Annotated in this window: 16 protein-coding genes; 14 read left to right on the top strand and 2 right to left on the bottom strand. The window is 66.8% G+C overall.

Annotation, left to right across the window (positions count from 1 at the left end; genetic code table 11):
• The first annotated feature begins 4 nt into the window (after window positions 1-4).
• From AB0M24_RS07465 to AB0M24_RS07480, 4 genes are read left to right on the top strand one after another with little or no spacing between them, the layout of a single operon-like run.
• The gene (locus tag AB0M24_RS07465; RefSeq protein ID WP_363762197.1) at window positions 5-1,009 is read left to right on the top strand and encodes a glycoside hydrolase family 43 protein; all 1,005 of its coding nucleotides are present in this window, start codon (window positions 5-7) and stop codon (window positions 1,007-1,009) included.
• Window positions 988-3,801 (top strand): discoidin domain-containing protein, encoded by a 2,814-nt coding sequence (locus AB0M24_RS07470; protein ID WP_363762199.1) that lies wholly within the window; start codon window positions 988-990, stop codon window positions 3,799-3,801. The genes AB0M24_RS07465 and AB0M24_RS07470 overlap by 22 nt, the downstream gene beginning before the upstream one ends.
• Before the next feature lies 1 nt (window position 3,802).
• Complete coding sequence (locus tag AB0M24_RS07475; protein WP_363762201.1) at window positions 3,803-5,554, top strand: rhamnogalacturonan lyase; 1,752 nt, start codon at window positions 3,803-3,805, stop codon at window positions 5,552-5,554.
• Window positions 5,555-5,567: 13 nt separating this feature from the next.
• Window positions 5,568-6,710 carry a right-handed parallel beta-helix repeat-containing protein gene (locus AB0M24_RS07480; RefSeq protein ID WP_363762203.1) on the top strand — a complete coding sequence of 381 codons (1,143 nt, stop codon included), beginning with the start codon at window positions 5,568-5,570 and terminating at the stop codon, window positions 6,708-6,710.
• A gap of 16 nt (window positions 6,711-6,726) precedes the next feature.
• On the opposite strand, the gene AB0M24_RS07485 is transcribed toward AB0M24_RS07480, so the two are convergent.
• Window positions 6,727-9,582, bottom strand: coding sequence for a glycoside hydrolase N-terminal domain-containing protein (locus AB0M24_RS07485; RefSeq protein ID WP_363762205.1), 2,856 nt, complete (start codon window positions 9,580-9,582; stop codon window positions 6,727-6,729).
• Window positions 9,583-9,903: 321 nt separating this feature from the next.
• Between AB0M24_RS07485 and AB0M24_RS07490 the strand changes: the two genes are divergently transcribed.
• From AB0M24_RS07490 to AB0M24_RS07515, 6 genes are all read left to right on the top strand, one after another.
• Window positions 9,904-10,938 carry a LacI family DNA-binding transcriptional regulator gene (locus AB0M24_RS07490; RefSeq protein WP_363762207.1) on the top strand — a complete coding sequence of 345 codons (1,035 nt, stop codon included), beginning with the start codon at window positions 9,904-9,906 and terminating at the stop codon, window positions 10,936-10,938.
• A 104-nt stretch (window positions 10,939-11,042) separates the two neighbouring features.
• Window positions 11,043-12,323 (top strand): extracellular solute-binding protein, encoded by a 1,281-nt coding sequence (locus AB0M24_RS07495; protein ID WP_363762209.1) that lies wholly within the window; start codon window positions 11,043-11,045, stop codon window positions 12,321-12,323.
• Entirely contained in the window at window positions 12,323-13,219 is an 897-nt protein-coding gene (locus AB0M24_RS07500; RefSeq protein WP_363762211.1) for a sugar ABC transporter permease, read from the top strand. Before AB0M24_RS07495 ends, AB0M24_RS07500 begins: the two co-directional genes overlap by 1 nt.
• A gap of 4 nt (window positions 13,220-13,223) precedes the next feature.
• Window positions 13,224-14,084: a carbohydrate ABC transporter permease gene (locus AB0M24_RS07505; RefSeq protein ID WP_363762213.1), complete on the top strand. Its 861-nt coding sequence runs from the start codon at window positions 13,224-13,226 to the stop codon at window positions 14,082-14,084.
• 24 nt (window positions 14,085-14,108) lie between these two features.
• Window positions 14,109-15,062, top strand: coding sequence for a glycosyl hydrolase family 32 (locus AB0M24_RS07510; RefSeq protein WP_363762215.1), 954 nt, complete (start codon window positions 14,109-14,111; stop codon window positions 15,060-15,062).
• A 16-nt stretch (window positions 15,063-15,078) separates the two neighbouring features.
• A complete protein-coding gene (locus AB0M24_RS07515) occupies window positions 15,079-17,052 on the top strand; it encodes a GH32 C-terminal domain-containing protein (protein ID WP_363762217.1) in 1,974 nt (657 codons plus the stop codon).
• A 283-nt stretch (window positions 17,053-17,335) separates the two neighbouring features.
• On the opposite strand, the gene AB0M24_RS07520 is transcribed toward AB0M24_RS07515, so the two are convergent.
• Window positions 17,336-18,142, bottom strand: coding sequence for a phosphotransferase (locus AB0M24_RS07520; protein ID WP_363762219.1), 807 nt, complete (start codon window positions 18,140-18,142; stop codon window positions 17,336-17,338).
• A gap of 238 nt (window positions 18,143-18,380) precedes the next feature.
• Between AB0M24_RS07520 and AB0M24_RS07525 the strand changes: the two genes are divergently transcribed.
• The 4 genes from AB0M24_RS07525 to AB0M24_RS07540 all read left to right on the top strand — a co-directional run bounded on the left by AB0M24_RS07525 (window position 18,381) and on the right by AB0M24_RS07540 (window position 20,496).
• Window positions 18,381-18,785: an XF1762 family protein gene (locus tag AB0M24_RS07525; protein ID WP_363763036.1), complete on the top strand. Its 405-nt coding sequence runs from the start codon at window positions 18,381-18,383 to the stop codon at window positions 18,783-18,785.
• Window positions 18,786-18,950: 165 nt separating this feature from the next.
• Window positions 18,951-19,160 (top strand): helix-turn-helix domain-containing protein, encoded by a 210-nt coding sequence (locus AB0M24_RS07530; protein WP_363762221.1) that lies wholly within the window; start codon window positions 18,951-18,953, stop codon window positions 19,158-19,160.
• The gene (locus AB0M24_RS07535; RefSeq protein WP_363762223.1) at window positions 19,157-20,005 is read left to right on the top strand and encodes an Arm DNA-binding domain-containing protein; all 849 of its coding nucleotides are present in this window, start codon (window positions 19,157-19,159) and stop codon (window positions 20,003-20,005) included. The genes AB0M24_RS07530 and AB0M24_RS07535 overlap by 4 nt, the downstream gene beginning before the upstream one ends.
• Window positions 20,002-20,496 carry a tyrosine-type recombinase/integrase gene (locus tag AB0M24_RS07540; RefSeq protein WP_363762225.1) on the top strand — a complete coding sequence of 165 codons (495 nt, stop codon included), beginning with the start codon at window positions 20,002-20,004 and terminating at the stop codon, window positions 20,494-20,496. The genes AB0M24_RS07535 and AB0M24_RS07540 overlap by 4 nt, the downstream gene beginning before the upstream one ends.
• The last annotated feature ends 27 nt before the right edge of the window (window positions 20,497-20,523 follow it).

Raw genomic sequence — 20,523 nt, forward strand, 5'->3', positions numbered from 1 at the left:
ATCGATGCGCGCCATCCTGCTGGCCGCCGCGATCACGTTGCTCGCGGGTGTGACGCCCGCGAGCGCGGCGAACCCGATCATCACCTCGGTCTACACCGCCGACCCGGCACCGCTGGTCGTCGGCAACACCCTGTACATCTACACCGGACGGGACGAAGCCGCGCCGGGTGAGCAGAACTTCGTCATGCGCGAGTGGCGGGTGCTCTCGTCCACCGACGCCGCCACCTGGACCGACCACGGCGCGAAGGCGAACATCGGTACGTTCCGCTGGGCCGGTGCCGACGCGTGGGCGAGCGAGGTAGAACCCAGGAACGGCAAGTACTACTGGTACACCTCGGTCAACGGCAACGGTCCCGGCTGGATGAACATCGGCGTCGCGGTCGGCACCAGCCCGCTCGGACCGTTCACCGATGCCAAGGGCGGGCCGCTGATCAGCGACAGCACACCGAACTCGTCCGGGCTCAACATCGACCCCACGGTCTTCACCGACGACGACGGCCAGGCCTACCTCTACTGGGGCAGCTACTGGGGCGCACGGGCGGCGAAGCTCAAGCCGAACATGATCGAACTGGACGGCCCGGTCGTGACACCGCAGGGTCTCGCGAACTTCTGGGAAGCGCCGTTCATGTTCAAGCGCAACGGCCTCTACTACATGATCTACGCCGCAAACGACACGAACGGCTGCGTCACGTCGTCCAGCTACGCCTGCCAGCGTTACGCCACCGCCACGAATCCGATGGGGCCGTGGACGCACCGGGGTGTGGTGCTCGGTCAGGTCTCGTCGACCACCAACCACGCGGGCGTCGCGCAGTTCAAGGGCCAGTGGTACATGGTCTACCACAACGCGAACGCGCCCGGCGGTGGCAACTTCCGCCGCTCGGTGGCCGTGGACCTGTTGCGGTTCAACGCCGACGGCACGATGCGGCGAGTCGTCCAGACGGCGGCCAACACCTTCGACACCAGCACGTTCCCGACGGGAGTCCTGGAATGGCAAGCCTTCGCCGCCTGACGGCACCCGCGCTGGCCGTCGTACTGCTCACCGGCGGGATCGCACCCGCCTCGGCCGCGCAACCGATCGGGTACCCGACGTTCAACGGACCGTCGATCCCAGCGCCCCCGGTCGGCTACAACACCGGCAGCACGATGCGCGCGATCTACGACGCGGAGAGCGGCGGCACCGACTTCTGGATGGACCGGCTGCTGGCCCGTCCCGGCGGTGACCCGGCCGGCGACTTCCTGATGACGCGGGGCCGCGGGTTGTTCATGTACACCCACAATCCCGGCGTGATCGGGTTCGGCGGCCGGTCCGCGTACTGGGACGACATCAGCGGCCAGAACGCCTACCAGATCGCGGTGTCGCCCGGCACGTTCACCGAACAGGTCGGCAGCCGGGTGCAGAAACCCAGCCACTACAAGGGCGTCTTCACCAGCGGGTCGATCCGAGTGGAGATGACGAAGTTCATCACCCACAACAACGTGGCCGTGACGAACCTGGCGATCGTCAACACCGGCGGCTCGTCCGCGACGCTGCAACTGCGAGCCACCTCGCCGTACGCGACGACCGCGAGTGGCAGCGAGCTGACCGGCAGCCGGCTGGTGAAGAACAACCTCACCACGATCCGGCCGCGCCTCGCCGGTGACGGCTTCACCGTCGGCAACGGTGGCCTGGACCGGTCGATCACCGTCGGCGCCGGGCAGACCGTGTCCACCAAGGTGGAGATGGGCTTCCTGACGACCGAGATCCCGGAGTCGGCCAGCGAGTACGAGGCGTACCGCGGGTTCACGCCTGCCACTGCCTTCGCGACGCACGTGCGTACGTACAACCGTTGGTGGGCAGACAACATCCCGTACATCGACGTGCCAGACCCGGCGATCAAGAAGAACATCTACTACCGCTGGTGGCTGATGCGCTTCAACCACCTCGACGTCGACATCCCCGGCCAGGACTACCAGTTCCCGATCTCGGTCGAGGGCGCCACCGGGTACAACAACGCGATCGTGCTGACCCAGCCGATGCACATCGACGACCTGAAGTACCTGCGTGATCCCGTTTACTCGTACGGGCCGTGGCTTTCGGCGGGGCAGACGTCGCGCGGTGGCCGGTTCATGGACAACCCCGGTGACCCGCAGAACTGGTCCAACTCCTACACGCAGTACATCTCCGAGGCCGGGTGGCGCAGCTACCAGGTCCACGGCGGCCAGCCCGCGATCGCGGCCCTGCTCGCCCGGTACGCGGAAGGAGATGCCAAGGGCCAGCTGTCGTTCTACGACACGAACAACAACGGCGTGATCGAGTACGACTGGGGCGCGCTCACTGGAAACGACGCCGACGCGGTGTCGTTCGACTGGCGGCCGGGCAGGCTCGACCGCGCGGAGACCGCCTACGTGTGGAGCGGAGCCGTCGCCGCACAACAGGCCTATGCCTTGGCCGGCAACTCGGCGAAGGCGAGCGAGATGCAGGCGCTGGCCGATCGGATCCGGTCCGGTGTGATCAACACGCTGTGGAACCCGTCCCGGCAGCTGCTGGAGCACAAGCACGTGGACACCAACACCCACGTGCCCTGGAAGGAGATCAACAACTACTACCCGTACTCGGTCGGCCTGATGCCGTCGACCGACCAGTACAAGCAGGCGCTGCGGCTCTTCGCCCAGCCGTCCGAGTATCCGGTGTTCCCGTTCTACACGGCCAACCAGAAGGACAAGGCGGAAGCGGCCGCGGCCGGTCACCCCGGCTCGAACAACTTCTCCACCATCAACTCGACCGTGCAGTTCCGGCTGTACTCGTCGGTGCTGCGCAACTACCCCAACCAGTGGATGTCTGCCGAGGACTACACGAAGCTGTTGTACTGGAACGCCTGGGCGCAGTACATCGGCGGCAACACGCAATGGCCCGATGCCAACGAGTTCTGGGCCGACTGGAACGGCAACTCCATCCAGTACCGGTCGTGGATCCACCACAACATCCTGGGCAGCAGCAACTGGACGGTCGTGGAGGACGTCGCGGGTCTGCGGCCGCGCACCGACGGGTTGATCGAGCTGTCGCCGATCAACATCGGCTGGTCGCACTTCGCGGTGAACAACCTGCGCCACCGCAACGCCGATCTGAGTGTCGTGTGGGATGACCCGGCGGACGGGGTGACCCGCTACAACGGCGTGCCACAAGGCTATTCCGTGTACTTCAACGGCACTCGCGCGTTCACTGTCGACAGGCTGACGCGCGTCCTCTACAACCCGGCCACCGGGCAGGTCACGCTCCCGTCGGGCGGCTCGGTGGTCTTCCAGACGACGGTTCCCGGCGTGCAGGCGCCCCGTGATGTCGTCCAGAACAGCGCCCGCATGGTCGACGTGTTCGCGAAGGCCGGCGTCGACCTGACCTCCACCCGCCCGAACCTGGCTCAAGGCGCTGCGGTGTCGGCCTCCTACACCGCGTCCGGCACCTCGACCGGCGCCGCAGTGGACGGCTTCCCCATCAACGAACCGATCTGGGGCAGCTCCGGCTCACCCAACGGCACCGACTGGTACGAGCTCAACTTCGGGCAGCAGCGGTCGGTCAGCGAGGCACGGCTGTACTTCCGCGACGACCGGGCCGGAAACCGTTATCGGGCACCAGCGTCGTACCAGGTCCAGTACTGGAACGGCAGCGGCTGGGCCGATGCGCCGGGGCAGAGCAGAACACCTGCCTCGCCTCGCGCGAACTACAACCAGGCCAAGTTCACGCCGGTGAGCACGCAGCGGCTCCGCGTGCAGATGACGCACGTCTCCGGTTTCAGGACCGGGCTGACCGAGATCAAGGTCTACTGAGATGCGCCGGACGATCTCGATGCTGCTCGCCGTGGTTCTCACCGCGAGCAGCGTTCCCGCGCTGGCTGACGAGGTCTCCCCGGACCGAGGCCTCGTCAGCATCCGATCGGTGCACGGCTCCGGCAACTTCGTGTCGTGGCGGCTGCTCGGCTCCGACGCGTCCGGGGTGGCCTTCAACGTCTACCGCGACGGCGTGAAGGTCAACGACGCACCCGTGACGACGGCGACGAGCTATCTCGACGCGGGTGCGCCCGCGACGGCGTCCTACTCGGTGCGTCCGATGAACGGAGGCGTGGAGGCGGCGGCCACACATCCGGTGGGCACGTTGGCTGAGAGCCGGGACGTTCCGCTGCAGGTGCCGGGATCCGGTTACGTGGCCAACGACGCGTCGGTCGGCGACCTGGACGGCGACGGCGAGTGGGAGATCGTGCTCAAGTGGGATCCCGCTGGCGCCAAGGACAACTCGCAGGCGGGTCGCACGGGCAACGTGTACCTTGACGCGTATCGGTTGAACGGTACGAGGTTGTGGCGAATCGATCTAGGTCGCAACATCCGCGCGGGCGCGCACTACACCCAGTTCCAGGTGTTCGACTACGACGGTGACAGCAGGTCGGAGATCGCCGTGAAGACCGCGGACGGCACGCGGTCCGGCACCGGGCAGGTGATCGGCGACGCGAACGCCGACCACCGCAACGCCGACGGCTACGTGCTGACAGGGCCGGAGTTCCTCTCGGTGTTCCGCGGCACGGACGGAGCGGTCCTCGACACCGAGAGCTTCGTGCCACCGCGCGGCAACGTCTCGTCGTGGGGCGACAGCTACGGCAACCGGGTCGACCGATTCCTGGCGGCGACGGCCTATGTGGACGGTGCGCGGCCGAGCATCGTCATGGCCCGCGGGTACTACACCCGCAGCGTGATCTCGGCGTGGGACTTCCGCAGCGGGCAGCTGACCCGGCGGTGGACGTTCGACTCGGCGGCGCAGTCGAACCGCTCGGCCTGGGAAGGCAAGGGGAACCACCAGCTGTCGGTCGCCGATGTCGACGGCGACGGCCGCGACGAGATCGTCTACGGGTCGATGGCGATCGACGACAACGGCACTGGCCTGTGGCAGAACAACACCCACCACGGCGACGCGCTGCACGTCGGCGACTTCATCCCGTCCAGACCGGGGCTCGAGGTGTTCAAACCGTCGGAGCACACGAACGAGGTCGCGCACTGGATGGGCGACGCGCGCACCGGCCAGATCCTCTGGAGCGCGCCGACGTGCGGCTGCGACAACGGCCGAGGTGTCGCCGCGGACATCTGGGCGGGCAACCCCGGTGCAGAGGCGTGGTCGTCCGCGGTGGGAGGGCTGCGGTCCGCGACCACGGGAGCCCAGGTCGCCGCGCGGAAACCGGGGTCGACCAACTTCGTGATCTGGTGGGACGGCGACGCGCAACGCGAGCTGCTCAACGGCACCACGATCGACAAGTACGGCCCCAACGGCGACACGCGGCTGCTCACGGGTTCGGGCGTGGCTTCGAACAACGGCACCAAGTCCACGCCGGCGCTGCAGGCCGACATCCTCGGCGACTGGCGCGAGGAAGTCGTCTGGCGCACCTCGGACAGCCGGGCGCTGCGCATCTACTCCACCACCGAGCCGACGACCATCCGGCGGCCCTCGCTGATGCAGGACCGGCAGTACCGGGAGGCGGTGGCGTGGCAGAACACCGCCTACAACCAGCCGCCGCACCCGAGCTTCACCACTCCATGACGTGGGAGAAGACATGAAATCACTTGTTCTGGCACTGGTTCTGGCGTTGCCGGGATCCGCACCCGCCGCTGAAAGCTTGCTGTACGTGTCCCCGTCCGGTCGTGACGGCGCGACCGGCACGATCTCCGACCCCACCACGCTGACCTCGGCGATCACGCGGATCGCCACCGGCGGCACCATCTACGTGCGCGGTGGCACGTACAGCCTCGCCAAGACCATCACCATCCAGCCGACCAACAACGGCACCGCGAGCGCCCGCAAGAAGCTGACCGCCTACCAGGGCGAGAAGCCGGTGCTGAACTTCTCGTCGCAGACCGAGGACCCGGCCAACCGCGGCCTGGCGGTCAACGGCTCTTACTGGCACATCTACGGCCTGACCGTCGAGCGGGCCGGCGACAACGGCATCTTCGTCGGCGGCAGCAACAACATCCTCGAACGCACGATCACCCGGTTCAACCGCGACTCCGGCCTGCAGCTGTCCCGGATCGCCTCCAGCACGCCCAAGAACCAATGGCCCGCCAACAACCTCGTGGTGAGCGCCGAGTCCCACGACAACCGCGACGCCGACGGCGAGGACGCCGACGGGTTCGCCGCCAAGCTGACCGTCGGCCCCGGCAACGTCTTCCGGTACGCCGTGTCGCACAACAACATCGACGACGGCTGGGACCTCTACACCAAGCCGGACACCGGCGCGATCGGCGCGGTGACCGTCGAGGACTCCTTGGCGTACAAGAACGGCACGCTCAGCAACGGTGGCCAGGCGGGCAACGGCGACCGCAACGGCTTCAAACTGGGCGGCGAGGACATCGCCGTACCGCACGTCGTCCGGCGCACCATCGCGTTCGACAACGGCAAGCACGGCTTCACCTACAACCGCAACCCCGGCGCCATGGCCGTCTCGAACAACCTCAGCATCGACAACGACGAACGCAACTTCTCGTTCGACGCGGGCAGTTCCGTGTACCGCGGCAACACGTCGTGTCGCAGCAGCAAGGGCTCCAACGACAAGACTGCCGGGAACGCGGACAGCTCCAACCAGTTCTGGACCGGCGGAAACGGCTCGCGATGTGCCGGGTTCGCCGGTGCCCTCGGCTGGTCGTTCGCCGCGGACGGCAAGCTGCGGGTGACGCTCGGAGGGAGGCTCGTCGTGCTCTAGCTGTGAGGAGTAGGGATCAGTCGAAGACTTGGACCTCGGCGAGTGAGAGCGGCCGATCCGAGCCTACGAGCTGTACACGGACGTAGCGCGCGGTGCGGTTGACGGGCAGCGACAGCGAGGCCCCGACCGCGGCGGTCTGGAAGTGGCTCCAGACTCCGGGTTGCGCGGCGGTCGTCTGAGGGTCGGTAGAGGTGAAGGGTGTGTCGGAGGCGAAGACGTAGAACTGGCGGAGGCGGTCGGAGCAGCAGTCGGTCCGGTTCCACAGTTCGACCGTGCTCACCGCCTTCGCGGCGCCGAGGTCGACCTGCCACCACGGGTTGGTGTCGAGCGGGTTGTCCGAGGTGTGGGTGACCGAGCCGGACCAGAAGGCGCCGTTGGTGTTGCCGTCGACCGCCCTGCTCGCGACCGCGCCGTTCGAGTAGGTGCTCGACTGGCTGGCCGGTGCGTTCAACGCCAGGTTCACGGGCTTCCGGACGGTGCCGGTGGCGCGGTAGGAGTGCCCGGCGGTGGCGGTGAAAGTCCTGCGGTCGCCGGTGCCGGTGGTGGAGACGGGTTGTCCGGTCGTCGTGTCGGTCAGCGTGTACTGGCCGGCGAAGATGCCGTTGCGCAGCGTCAGCGGGCCGGTGCGCGTGGGCTTCACGGTGAAGTCGATGCCGCCGACGGTGGTCCAGGACGCGTCCACGGTGACGTTGCCGCGGGCTTTGAGGCCGGTGACCGAGCCGGACGTCCAGGCGCTCGGTTTGGCCGGCAGGACGTGGATGTCGCCGTTCTGGCTCTGCAGCAGCATTTCGGTCATGCCGGCGGTGGCGCCGAAGTTGCCGTCGATCTGGAACGGCGGGTGGGTGTCGAACAGGTTGGCCAGCGTGGAGGACTTGAGCTGTTCGGAGAGCATCTTGTGCGAGTGGTCGCCGTCGAGCAGCCGGGCCCAGAAGTTGATTTTCCAGGCCTTGCTCCAGCCGGTGCCGCCGTCGCCGCGGTCGAGGAGGGTGGCTTTGGCGGCGTCGCCGAAGGTGGTGCCGGCCGCGATCTGGTGGCCGGGGTGCAGGGCGTAGAGGTGGGAGACGTGCCGGTGCTGCGGTTCGCCGGAGATGGTGTTGCTCTTCCACTCCTGGAGGCGGCCGTTGCTGATGCGCAGGCCGGGGTCCATCGCGGTGAGCTTCTGCTGGAGCTGGGTGCGGAAGGCGGGGTCGACGCCGAGTTCGGTGGCGGCGGCGATGGTGTCGGTGAACAGGCCCTGCACGATTTGCTGGGCCATGGAGTCGCCCGCGGTGAAGGGGCCGTGTTCGGGGGAGTAGCTGGGGGTGGCGACGAGTTTGCCGTCGCGCGGGTCGGTGCGCAGGTTGGCGACCCAGAACTCGCTGGCGCCCTTGAGAAGCGAGTAGGCGCGGTTGAGCAGGGCGGGGTTCTTGCTGAACGTGGAGAGGTCGTAGACCTGGGAGGCCAGCCAGCCGCCTGCTTCGGGGAACCAGAACGCGGTCGCCCAGTCGTGCACGCCGGTGAAGCCGAACGGGTTGGTCTCGTTGTGCACGACCCAGCCGCCGGTGCCGAACATGGCGTTGGCGGTGACCTCGCCGGGGGCCTTGAGCGCCTCGACGAACCGGACGAACGGTTCCGCGGTCTCGCCGAGGTTGGTCTGCTCGGCGAGCCAGTAGTTCATCTGGATGTTGATGTTGGTGTGGTAGTCAGCTGACCACGGCGGTGAGGTCGAGTTGTTCCAGACACCTTGCAGGTTCGCCGGTAGCGAGCCGCTGCGCGAGGAGGCGATCAGCAGGTACCGGCCGTACTGGTAGAACAGCGCCTCCAGCGCCCGGTCGTCGGGCGAGGAGCCTCCGGTGTAGGCGGCGCGCAGGTCGTCGGTGGGCTTGTTCGGCATGATCTGGCCGATGTGCAGCTTCACCCGGTCGAACAACGCCTTGTGGTCCGCGACATGGGCAGCGCGCAGGGTGGCGAACGACTTCGCCGCAGCACTGTCCACAGTGGCCTTGACGCGGGCGGCGGGATCGGAGGTGCGGTAGTTCGGGTAGGTGTCGGCGTAGTTGGTGCCCGCGCCGAGGACGAACGTCGCGCTGTTCGCGCCCGACACGGTCACGGCGTTCCCGTTGCTGGTCACGGTTCCGCCGTCGGTGAGCACCTGGATCTGCGCTTCGAAGATCATGCCGTTGTTGGCCAGCGTGCCCCGGATCTTCAATCGGCCACCGGACGCGGTCGCGGTGAAGTCGCTGCGCGGCGAGGTGTAGCGCAGGGTGAACGACACCTTCCCCGGCTGGTCCGCACCGAGCCGCCCGGCCACCACCTGGCCGGGGTAGCTGGCGAAGTACTCGCGGTCGTAACGGATGCCGTTGTTGGTGTAACTGACCTTGGCGGAGGCGTCGCCGATGTTGAGCTCGCGCCGGTAGCCGGAGAACGAGGTGGACTGCCCGGCCATGTCCAGGCGGAGGTCGCCGAAGGTCTGGTAGGCGCCGAAGTTGGTCTTGGGCTGGCCCAGCTTGCCCGCCACCCACTTCGGGTCGGCCTGGCCGTTCTGGTTGATCGCGTTCACGACCTCGTCGAGCGCGCCGGGACGCGGCGAGGTCCAGTTGCCGAAGTTGTACCCGGAGGAACCAGGGCCGCCGGTCCACAGGGACTTCTCGTTGAACTGCAACTGCTCCGACGTCACACCGCCGAACACCATCGCGCCCAGTGCACCGTTGCCGATCGGCAACGCCCTGCTCTCCCAGTCGTTGGCCGGCTCGTCGTACCACAGCGTGTCGCCGTCCGCCGCCTGCTGCGCGTGGGCCACGGGGCTCGGGTCGGAACCCGTGACGAGCCCCGCCGATGCCACGGCCACCAGGACCGTTGCCGAGAGCCTCGACCTCACGAGAGACCTGTGCATGGACACCCTCCGTTGGGTGTTGAGGCGACACGAACCGTGTCAGGAGCATAGGTCCGATGTATGTGAGAGCGATAGCTCCTGAAGCTATCTTCGACGCCATTCGATCGTGCGTGCTTTCCCTTGGTAATAGGTAACGTTGTGCACGATTCGTGCTCCCGTGGCCTGACCTCGCTGACGAGCGCATGCCCGAGACATCCGATGCATATGGTGGCGAGCGTGCTGTCCCTGTCGACTCTTGACGGGTCCACGGCCGGGTTGCATACTCGCTTAACCTCAAGTTAATCGATTAAACAACCGGGTGACGATCGGAGGGTTGCCGCGATGGTTCGCGTCCGGATGGCCGATGTGGCAGCTCTCGCCGGTGTCTCCACGGCGACGGTGTCGATGGTGCTCAGCGGGGTGAACTCGACCCGCGTGTCGCCACAGACTCAAGCGCGCGTGCGGGAGGCGGCCGAGGCGGTCGGGTACAAGACGAACTCGGTGGCCCGGAGTCTGCGCACCCAGCAGACTCGCCTGGTCGGTCTGATCTCGGACACCATCGCCAGCACTCCGTTCGCCGGCCGGATGCTGGCCGGTGCCAACGATGTGGCTCGTGAGCAGGGGCATCTGGTGGTCCTCGTCGACACCGAACGTGATGCGGAAGCGGAGCGCCAGGCGTTGCGGGCTCTGAGCGGGCAGCAGGTCGACGCCATCATCTACGCGAGCATGTGGCATCGCGTGGTCGAAGTGCCTGAGGATCTGCCTGAAGACGCTGTTCTGCTCGACTGCGCTCCGGCGACGGGTGGCCGGGCCGCGGTCGTGCCGGATGAACGTGCCGGCGGGATGGCGGCCGTGCGGGAGCTGGTGGCCGCCGGGCATCGCCGGATCGCTTTTCTGGACGCGGAGGAACGGTTCGAGCTCGTTGCCTCGCCGCTGCGCCACGCGGGGTATCTCGAGGTGCTGGCGGAGGCCGGGATCGAACCTGATCCCGCTTTGCACGTGCGTGCTGAACCGGTGGCCGGCGGTGGGCGAGAAGCTGCCCGGCGGCTGCTGGACCTGCCCGCCGAGCGGCGTCCGACCGCGATGTTCTGCTTCAACGACCGCATGGCGATGGGCGCATACACAGCCGCGCACCATCGTGGGCTTTCGGTTCCCGCTGATCTGTCCGTCGTCGGCTACGACGATCAGCAGTTGGTCGCGGCCGAGCTCGACCCACCGCTGACGACCGTTGCCTTGCCGCACTACGAAATGGGTCGGTGGGCGATGGAGGTGGCTCTCGGGCTGCGCGAGGCCGAGCCGGAAGTTCCGCATCTCATGCCGTGCCCGCTCGTCCGGCGGGACTCGGTGAGCCCGCCGCCGACCCAGTTTGGCGACTGACCGGCGGCGGACCTCACTTCGTTGCACTGCAATCCACATGGCAGTTGGCGCTGCCACGAGCACGGAGGCGACGGCCGGTCGCGCTCCGGGAAAGAGACTGCACGGTGAAGCGCAAGTCCCTCTCGATGTTAGCAGCGGCGGGCCTGTCCGCGGCGCTCGTGCTCAGCGGCTGCGGCCGTGCGAGCGACTCCTCCTCCGGTGGCTCCGGCGAGATCACGATGTGGACGCACTCGGCCGGCAACCCCGGTGAGCTGGCGGTGTACCAGCAGATCATCGCCGACTTCAACGCGTCCCAGAGTCAGTACAAGATCGTCCAGCAGAACTTCCCGCAGGGCTCGTACAACGAGGCGATCACCGCGGCCGCGACGGCGCGCAAGCTGCCCTGCCTGCTGGACATGGACGGCCCGGTGATGCCGAACTGGGCCTGGGCGGGCTATCTGCAGCCGCTGGGGCTGCCGGACGATCTGCTCAACTCGTTGCTGCCCACGACTGTAGGGCGGTACAAGGACACCGTCTACTCGGCGGGCTACTGGGACGCCGCGCTGTCGATCTTCGCGCGGAAGTCGGTGCTGGACAAGAACAACATCCGGATCCCGACCGTCGACAAGCCCTGGACGCTCGACGAGTTCGACGCGGCTGCGGGCAAGTTGAAGGCGAGTGGCTATCAGACACCGCTGGACCTGGGCGCCGCGGACAAGGGCGAGTGGTGGTCGTACGCGTACTCGCCGATGCTGCAGAGCGCCGGTGGTGACCTGATCAACCGCGACACGATGAAGAGCGCCGACGGTGCGCTGAACGGCCCGGACGCGGTGAAGTTCTTCACCTGGTTCCAGCAGGCGTTCAAGAACGGCTGGGTGGACAACGCGGGCCCGGTCGGCAACCAGCGGTTCATCGACGACAAGGTGGCCCTGAGCTACACCGGTGTGTGGAACGCCAAGGACGCACTGGCCAGCGTCGGTGACGACCTGGTGATCCTGCCGCCGGTCGACTTCGGCAAGGGCCCGAAGATCGGCGGTGGCTCCTGGCAGTGGGGTATCTCGGCCGGCTGCAAGAACGCCGACGGAGCTCGCGCCTACCTGAAGTTCAGCTTCCAGGACAAGTACCTGACCGCCTTCGCCGACAGCCAGGTCGTCATCCCGAGCACGGCGGCCGCGGCGAAGGCGTCGAAGTACTTCAGCGACACCGGTGTGCTGCACCAGTTCGCGGTGCTGTCGCAGAAGTTCGCCCTGGCGCGGCCCTCCACGCCCGGCTACCCGGTGATCTCGTCGACCTTCGAGAAGGCCGCGAAGGACATCATGAGCGGCGCCGAGGTGAAGTCCACTCTGGACACCGCCACGAAGGCGATCGACACCGACATCACGTCGCAGAACGGCTACGGGTTCTAGTGGTCCGCAGGACCCGCGCCGATCTGCGTTCCGAACGCCGAGCCGGCTGGGCGATGGCGGCTCCGGCGGTGCTTCTGCTGCTGGCGTTCCTGATCGTGCCGGTGATCCTCGGGTTCGTGCTGTCGTTCACCAACGCCAGGTTGATCTCACCGGAACCGACCAGCTTCACCGGCTTCGACAACTTCGTGCGGGCCTTCACCGCCGATCCGACGTTCTTCCACTCACTGCTGAACACGTTCGCGTTCGCCGCCGTCGTCGTTCCGGTGCAGGCGGGTTTCGGGCTGCTGCTCGCGATCCTGGTGAACCAGAAGATCCGCGGCGCGGTGGCGTTCCGGGTGATCTTCTTCATCCCGGTCGTGACCTCGATCGTGGTGGTCTCGATCCTGTGGAAGTTCATGTACCAGCCGGACGGACTGGTCAACTCCTTCATCGACTCGATCACGTTCGGCGCCTGGCACGGCACGGCGTGGCTCAACAACCCGAGCACCGCGCTCACCGCGATCATCGTGCTGTCCATCTGGCAGGCGGTCGGCTTCCACATGCTGATCTGGCTGTCCGGACTGCAGACCATCCCTGGCGAGCTGTACGAGGCCGCGCGGATCGACGGCGCCGGTGCGTGGCGGCAGTTCCGCGACGTCACGTGGCCGTGTCTGCGGCCTACCAGGGTGTTCGTGCTGATCACCATCACGATCGCCGCGCTCGGGTTGTTCGTGCAGATCGACGTGATGACGCAGGGCGGTCCGGTGGACTCCACCTCGACGCTGGTCTACCACGCCGTCCGCATGGGCTACCGGCAGCAGCAGATCGGCTACGGCTCAGCGCTGTCGCTGGTGTTCTTCGTGCTGGTGCTCATCGTCGCGCTGGTGCAGCGCTACCTGACGCGGGACGAGGACTGAGCCGATGAGCCGTCGCTGGATCTACCTCGCCATGACAGGGCTCGCCGTGTTCTTCCTGTTCCCGCTGGTGTTCATGTTCGTGTCCAGTCTCAAGCCGGACGGCCAGATCCTGTCCGACGTCGGCGGCTGGCGCGCGTTCCTGCCGGTCGGCGACATCAGCTTCCGCAACTACTCCGGGGTGTTCGACCGGGTGCCGGTCGGCCGGTTCCTGCTGAACTCGGTGTTCGTCACGGTGGTCGTCGTGGGTGCGGGGCTCGTGGTCAACTCCATGGCGGGCTTCGCGCTGTCCCGGTTGCGCTGGACCGGCCGCAGGGTGGTGCTGAGCATCATCATCGCCACGTTGATCGTGCCGTTCGAGACGATTGCGGTGCCGATGGTCTACTGGGTCTCGCAACTGCCGACCCTGGTGTTCCAGGACGGCGTGCTCCGGTACGACTTCGGGTGGCTGGACACCTACGAGGTGCAGATCATCCCGTTCATCGCCAACGGTTTCTCGGTCTTCCTGTTCGCCCAGTACTTCTCGACCATCCCGACGGCGATCGACGAGGCCGCCCGGATCGACGGCGCGGGTTGGTTCACCATCTACCGCAAGATCGCCGTGCCGCTGTCCGGACCGGCGTTCGCCACGGTCGCGATCCTGACCTTCCTGCCGGCCTGGAACCAGTACCTGTGGCCCAGCATGGTCGTCCAGGACGAGAACCTGCGGCCGGTCATGGTCGGCATGCAGTACTTCTTCCAGGACACCACCGCGTGGGGCGAGATCATGGCCTACACGTCGATGATCACGCTGCCGGTGCTCGTCGTGTTCCTCGCCTTCCAGCGCGCCTTCGTCAGCAGCGTCGCCGCGAGCGGCGTCAAGGGCTGACACGACCTTTCGAGAGGCTTGTGGATGTTTGTGCTGCCCGATTCCTGGGTGTGGGACTTCTGGTTCGCCGACGACGGCGAGAGCTACCACCTCTTCTTCCTCTACGCCTCAAGGGCTTTGCGTGATCCCGACGCGCGCCACTACCGCGCCTCGATCGGCCACGCGGTGTCTGCGGACCTTGTGAGCTGGACCCGGATCGAGGACGCGCTGGTCCGCGCGGACGCCCCGGCGTTCGACGACCTGGCGACGTGGACCGGTTCGGTGGTGCGGCATCCGGACGGCACGTGGTTCCTGTTCTACACCGGCTCCACAGCCGCGCCCGACGGCAGGAACGTGCAGCGCATCGGGTACGCCACCTCACAGGATCTCGTGACGTGGCAACGAAATCCGGAGAACCCGGTCCTGGCCGCTGATCCGCGGTGGTACGAAACCCTGAACGACGGCTGGCACGACGAGGCTTTCCGCGATCCGTGGGTGTTCGCCGACCCGGACGGCTCCGGCTGGCACATGCTCATCACGGCTCGCGTCACCACCGGTGAACCGTTCGAACGCGGCGTGGTGGGCCACGCGGTCTCCGCGGACCTGAGGCACTGGGAACCTCGCCCGCCGCTGACGCTTCCCGAGTCGCGGGGCTTCGGGCAGCTGGAGGTCACCCAGGTCGAGGTCGTGGACGGCAAGCCGGTCCTGCTGTTCTCCTGCCTGGCCGAGCACGCCTCACCCGACCGCAGGGCCACCGGCACGACCGGCGGAATCTGGGCCGCCCCCGCCGGCGGTCTGCTCGGGCCGTTCGACATCGCGGCCGCCGAACCCGTCACCGACGACCGCTTCTACAGCGGACGGCTGATCCGCCGCCGGTCCGACGACCGGTGGGTGCTGCTCGCGTTCCACCACCGCGGCGAGCACGGCTTCGTCGGCGCCATCAGCGATCCCATGACCGTGGCGTGGGACGGCAAACGTCTCAGTTTTGTTGGTTCCTAACAGTTCTGGAGGTCGGATGAGCTCAACGACGAGCGGACTTCGCCTGCTGCGGATCGCCTTCGCCGCCGCACTCTTGCCGGCTGTGGGTATGCCCGGCGCCACCCCGGTGTCGGCTGCGCCCACCTACCGCGCGCAGTACCACTTCACCGTGCCGGACCGCTGGATGAACGACCCCCAGCGGCCGGTGTACCTCAACGGGAAGTTCAACTACTACTACCTGTACAACGCCGACTACCCGACCGAGGTGGGCACCGCCTGGCGACTGGCCACGACCACCGACGGGGTCGCCTTCGCGGACCAGGGCATCGCCGCGCCGAAGAAGACGAACGCGAACCACGACCTGTGGTCCGGCTCCGCGGTGGTGGACACCGCGAACACCGCCGGATTCGGTGCAGGCGCGGTGATCCAGCTCGTCACGCAGATGGATCACCCGACGAACGGCTCCGGCCCGCAGGCGCAGTTCCTCTGGTACTCGATCGACGGCGGCCGGACGTTCCGGCCGCACGGCGACGCCCCGGTGATCCCCAACGGCGGCCGAAGGGACTTCCGCGACCCGAAGGTGATCTGGGACTCCGCACGGACCCGGTGGGTCGCCGCGATCACCGAAGGAGACCGGATCGGGTTCTACACCTCGCCCGACCTCAAGACGTGGACGCGGCAGTCCGAGTTCGCCAGCACCTACGGCATCCTCGAATGCCCGGACCTGTTCCAGATCCGCGCCGACGACGGCACCACGCACTGGATGCTCGGCGTGAGCGCCAACGGCAGGGCGTCCGGGCAGCCCGAAACGTACGCGTACTGGACAGGTTCCTTCGACGGTGCCGCGTTCACGGCCGATTCCGTTGCGCCACAATGGTTGGATCACGGCTTCGACTGGTACGCCGGAGTCACCTGGGAGGATCCGGCCGCGCCGCTGGACCGGCGGTTCGGGATGGCCTGGATGAACAACTGGGCGTACGCGGACAGCACACCGACCAGAGCCTCGGACGGCTTCAACGGAACCGACTCGATCGTCCGGCAGATCTCCCTGAAGCGCTACGCGGACGGGTATTCGCTGGTGTCCCAACCGACTTCCGCGTTGACGAACCACGCCTCGTCCGTGAGGAACCTCGGCACCATCGAGGTCGACGACGGCCTGGTGCCGTTGCCCTACAACGGAACGGCGTACCAGCTGGAAACGGACGTCAGCTGGACCCAGCTCGACAACGTCGGGGTGCAGCTGCGGGTGTCGGCCGACGGGACCCGACACGCGGACGCCGGGATCTACCACGACTACAGCTACCTGAACCGGCGGCAGACCGGCCAGCCCGATCCAGGTGGGCCACGCGGCGAGAGCCGTGCTCCGTGGAATCCCGCGAAAACCACCGCACACCTGCGAATCCTGGTCGACCGGACCACGATCGAGGTGTTCGTCGACGACGGCCGCTACGTGCACTCCAGCCAGGTGTTCGCCGACCCGTCGGACAGCGGCCTCAACCTCTACACCACCGGCGGCAGCGCCACCTTCGCCAACACGAAGATCACCGAGTTCCAGAACCTGGCCCAACGACCGGCCAAGTTGCTCTCGGGCTTCGAAGGCTCCTCCTACGATCCCGGCTGGACCACCACCGGCAGCTTCGCCGGCACCGGCCCGTTGCCCTGGTACCTGCCAGGGATGGTCGGCGCAGCGGCGCTGGACACGTTCGCCGGTGGAGGTGACCCGGCCACCGGCACGATCACCTCACCGCCGTTCACCGTGGACCGCGACCACCTGCACTTCCTGATCGCCGGCGGCAACCATCCGCACGGCTCGCCAGGCGAGACCTCGATCAGCCTGATCGTGGACGGCCAAGTGGTGCGAACGGCCACCGGAGACGACACCGGCGTGCTCAAACCAGTCGACTGGGACGTCAGCGACCTGCAGGGGCAGAGCGCGCAGGTGCGGGTGGTCGATCAGGCCACGGGTGCGTGGGGACACCTCATGGTCGACCACCTGCTCTTGAGCGACTGAGCTGCGGTTGCTCTGGTACGTGGTGGCTTCTACGGCCTGCCCAAGCTGACGGCGCCGGGGCGCGCTAGCCCTGCGGCTTCCGCCCCCGGTGCATCGCCCTTCCGCACCGAACGCCGCTGCGCATCGGCTGTTTCTTCACCAACGCGGTGAGCGGCCTGCCTCGCCGAAGGCTTGGGTGCCAGGCCGCGCCGTTGTCCCGCAACCGGAGTGCATCGGGCCACCGGGCCAGTCGCACAGGGCACACCGGAGGCACGCAGAGCACGTTGCCACCGTCCTTGCAGCGTCAACCCACGGCTCGCTCCAGAAGCCGCCGGTGTCGTTGCACCCAGGCTGCGCTCCGGATTCGCCATGCGAGACCCCACAGGGGAGCGGGATCGCTGCTGTCCGGTGTGATCGAGGCTTCGATCGCCTCGTTGGCCGCGTCCTGCACCGCGACGGTGATGATCGTCTCCACCAGTTCCCCACGATCGAGCGCGCTGAGTCCGTATCCGTCGGCGATCAATCCGACCTGCCTGGCCCGATCCTCCGGAGAGCCAAGACCGACACGTTCGGCCACGTCATCGTCGTGAAGCTGGGCGTTCAACCAGCACACCTGCGCCAACTCCACAACCGGATCAACCGGACCGGCCACCTCCCAGTCGATGAAGGCGACCGGCAACCCCTCCCGCTCCACGACATTCCACGGTCCCGCATCACAGTGGCCGATCACCGGAGCCCGATGACCGAGCCGCCGTCCATACCAAGGACGCCATATCGCTCGATCCGGCATCCGAAACGATGCGGTCGCACGATGCAATTCACCCAGCAACTCACCGACTGCGAAGGCCCCGGCATCGCTCCACGGACCGGGGTGGACGAAACCGCCCTCGATGAAGGTCAGCGTCTCCTGGCCGGTGACCGGATCCAAGCCCGTGCCAACAACACGAGGCGCTCCACGGAAGCCGACCACCTCCAGATGACGCAACAGGTCCAACACCGTGGCCGACCAGGGCCCTGGAGCCCGCAAGACGACCCCGCCGCGACGGCTGACCGCCGTCCGGCCACCGCCGTCCAGCGTGACCTCCAAGCCATCGCCGCAGTCGCCATCCATCGGCCACCTCGTCCCGTCGCTCACAACACCGGAAGCCAGCCAACCCACTCACGGGTCTTGACGCCACTGGATATCAGCCACCGCCGCGAACACCGCACCTCCGGAACACCCGCATCGAGCACCACGAACGGCCCGGCCAGAAACAGCCCAGACAAGCGAGAGAACCATGTCGTGGAGCATGCGGCGACGGCTGCGTGATCACCGTCATTCGTTTCGATGGAGGTGAACTGAGATGGGTATGACTGTTGTGCCCATTCCTCTTCGTCAGGCAAGCGCGTTCGTGACGAGCCACCATCGCCATCACAAGGCACCGCACCTCGACGACGGTTGGACGATCGAAGTCACACGCACCTGCACCACCGGGACCCGCAACGCCAATTCAATGCTCTACGCGGCGGCTTGGCGGGCAGCTCGTTCGATGGGATATCGCCGGATGATCACTTACACGCAGTCCGGCGAGAGCGGAGCGAGCCTTCGCGCTGCAGGGTTTCGGGCTGTGGTGATGTTGCGGCCGCGTCGTGGTTGGGATTCGCCATGCCGTCCTCGTGTGTCGCACGGAGTCGACAATGTGGGCAGAACTCGTTGGGAGATCTGTACATCTGCGGCACAGTCCAATGGGGACTCGATACCCCGGGCCGCTTGAGTCACGCCAACGAGTGGTTTGCTCGCGTCGCAGCTGGTTGCGGTGGTACAGCTGGCCGGGCGTCGCATTTGATGTTGACCCAATCAAAGGCACACGAGCTGACAGTGCAAAGGGTCGGCTTTCGGAGCCGTGCTTTCGTGTGCCCAGTTCCGTCTGGAGACACCCATGATTGATGAGCACGGTCCGGCTCTTGTGTCCGTTCCAGAAGCGGCCAGGTTGCTGGGCATCAAGCGAGCTACGGCCTACCGATACGCACATTCAGGGCAGCTGCCTGGTGTCCGGCGGATGGGGCGGAGGCTCTTCGTGGTTCGTGCGCGACTCGTCGAGTTCCTCGACCCCGAGCAGGACTGCACTGCGGAGGTTGAGGCCGCATGAAGGGCAAGAAGAAGCGGACTCGCAAGCCGTCCGATGGCTCAGTGTTCAAGCGCGGCCGCAAGTGGGCCTACGCGTTTCCAGGGCCTCCGCATCCACTGACGGGTGTCCGTGACCGCATCACGAAGAGCGGCTACGAGACCGAGGACGAAGCCTGGGAGGGGATGGCGGAAGCGCGCGCTGCGCTCGCCACAGAGACCTACGTCAAGCCGTCCCGCGCGACGATCGACGACTTCTTCGAGGCGTTCTTCCCGTACGTGCGCACGGTCGCCGAACCGACGACGGCGGCGAACTACGAGGCGCTAGCGCGGACCTACGTGATGCCCATCGTCGGGAAGCGCCTTATTCAGGACTTCGTGCCGTCGGTAGTGGCCGCGCTCTACGAGTTCCTCCTCACCGAGGGCCGTCAGAAGCGCAACACCAACTGGGAGATGTACGAGCTGTGGAAGGCCGCCACTGCCGCGAATCTGGAGGTTCGGCCGCGCGAGCTCGTGGACAAGGTCGGCGTGAGCTATGCCGGTGCACGCCGAGCGGTGCGGCGGGTACGAAGTCGGCCGGATCCCCAAGCCTCATGTTCCCGGGCTCGCTCCGAAGACCGTCAAGAGCGTGCACATCATGCTCGGTGCCGCGATGCGGGTGGGAGGTACATCAGCCTCAATCCGATCCGGAGCGTCAAGGCGCCGTCGGTTCCGAGGCGGAATCACAACACCTGGACTCCTGAGCAGCTGATGCTGTTCCTCGAACACGCGCAGCACCATCGCTGGTATGCGCTGTGGGTCCTTGAAGCGTCGACGGGAGTGCGCCGCTCGGAGCTGTGCGGTGTGGAATTGCGGCTTTCGATCTGGTGAAAAAGCTTGTCCGCATGGGCTTCACCACGTTGGTCGTCGCGGGCGGAAAAGTGGTGAAGGGCACAGGCAAGAGCCAGAAGAGCCGTCGGTCGATGGCGCTGGACAGCTTCACCACTGGAGTGATGGTCGTGCACTTCCAGCAGATCGAGCAGGACAAGAAGGACTTCGGCGAGGCCTATCAGGACCACGGTCTGGCGTTCTGCTGGGAGGACGGTCGGCCGATCCATCCGGACACCATTGCGGAGGAGTTCAACCGGCTGGTCGACTTCCTTGGGCTGTCGAAGATTCGGCTGCACGACGTCCGGCACACCTACGCGACGATCTCGCTCCGCAGCGGTGTGCACCCGAAGATCGTCAGCTCCCGGCTCGGGCACGCGACGGTGGCGTTCACCCTCGACACCTACACGGGCGACGTCGAGGACCTCGATCGCGACGCGGCCGAGGCAGTGATTGGTCTGTTCCTGCCGCCCTCGGCGAAGAGGTTGGTGTGACGTGCGAAGTTCCCGATTTACTACCAC

The organism is Lentzea sp. NPDC051838 (assembly GCF_040681245.1).
In the GTDB taxonomy this organism is placed as follows: domain Bacteria; phylum Actinomycetota; class Actinomycetes; order Mycobacteriales; family Pseudonocardiaceae; genus Lentzea.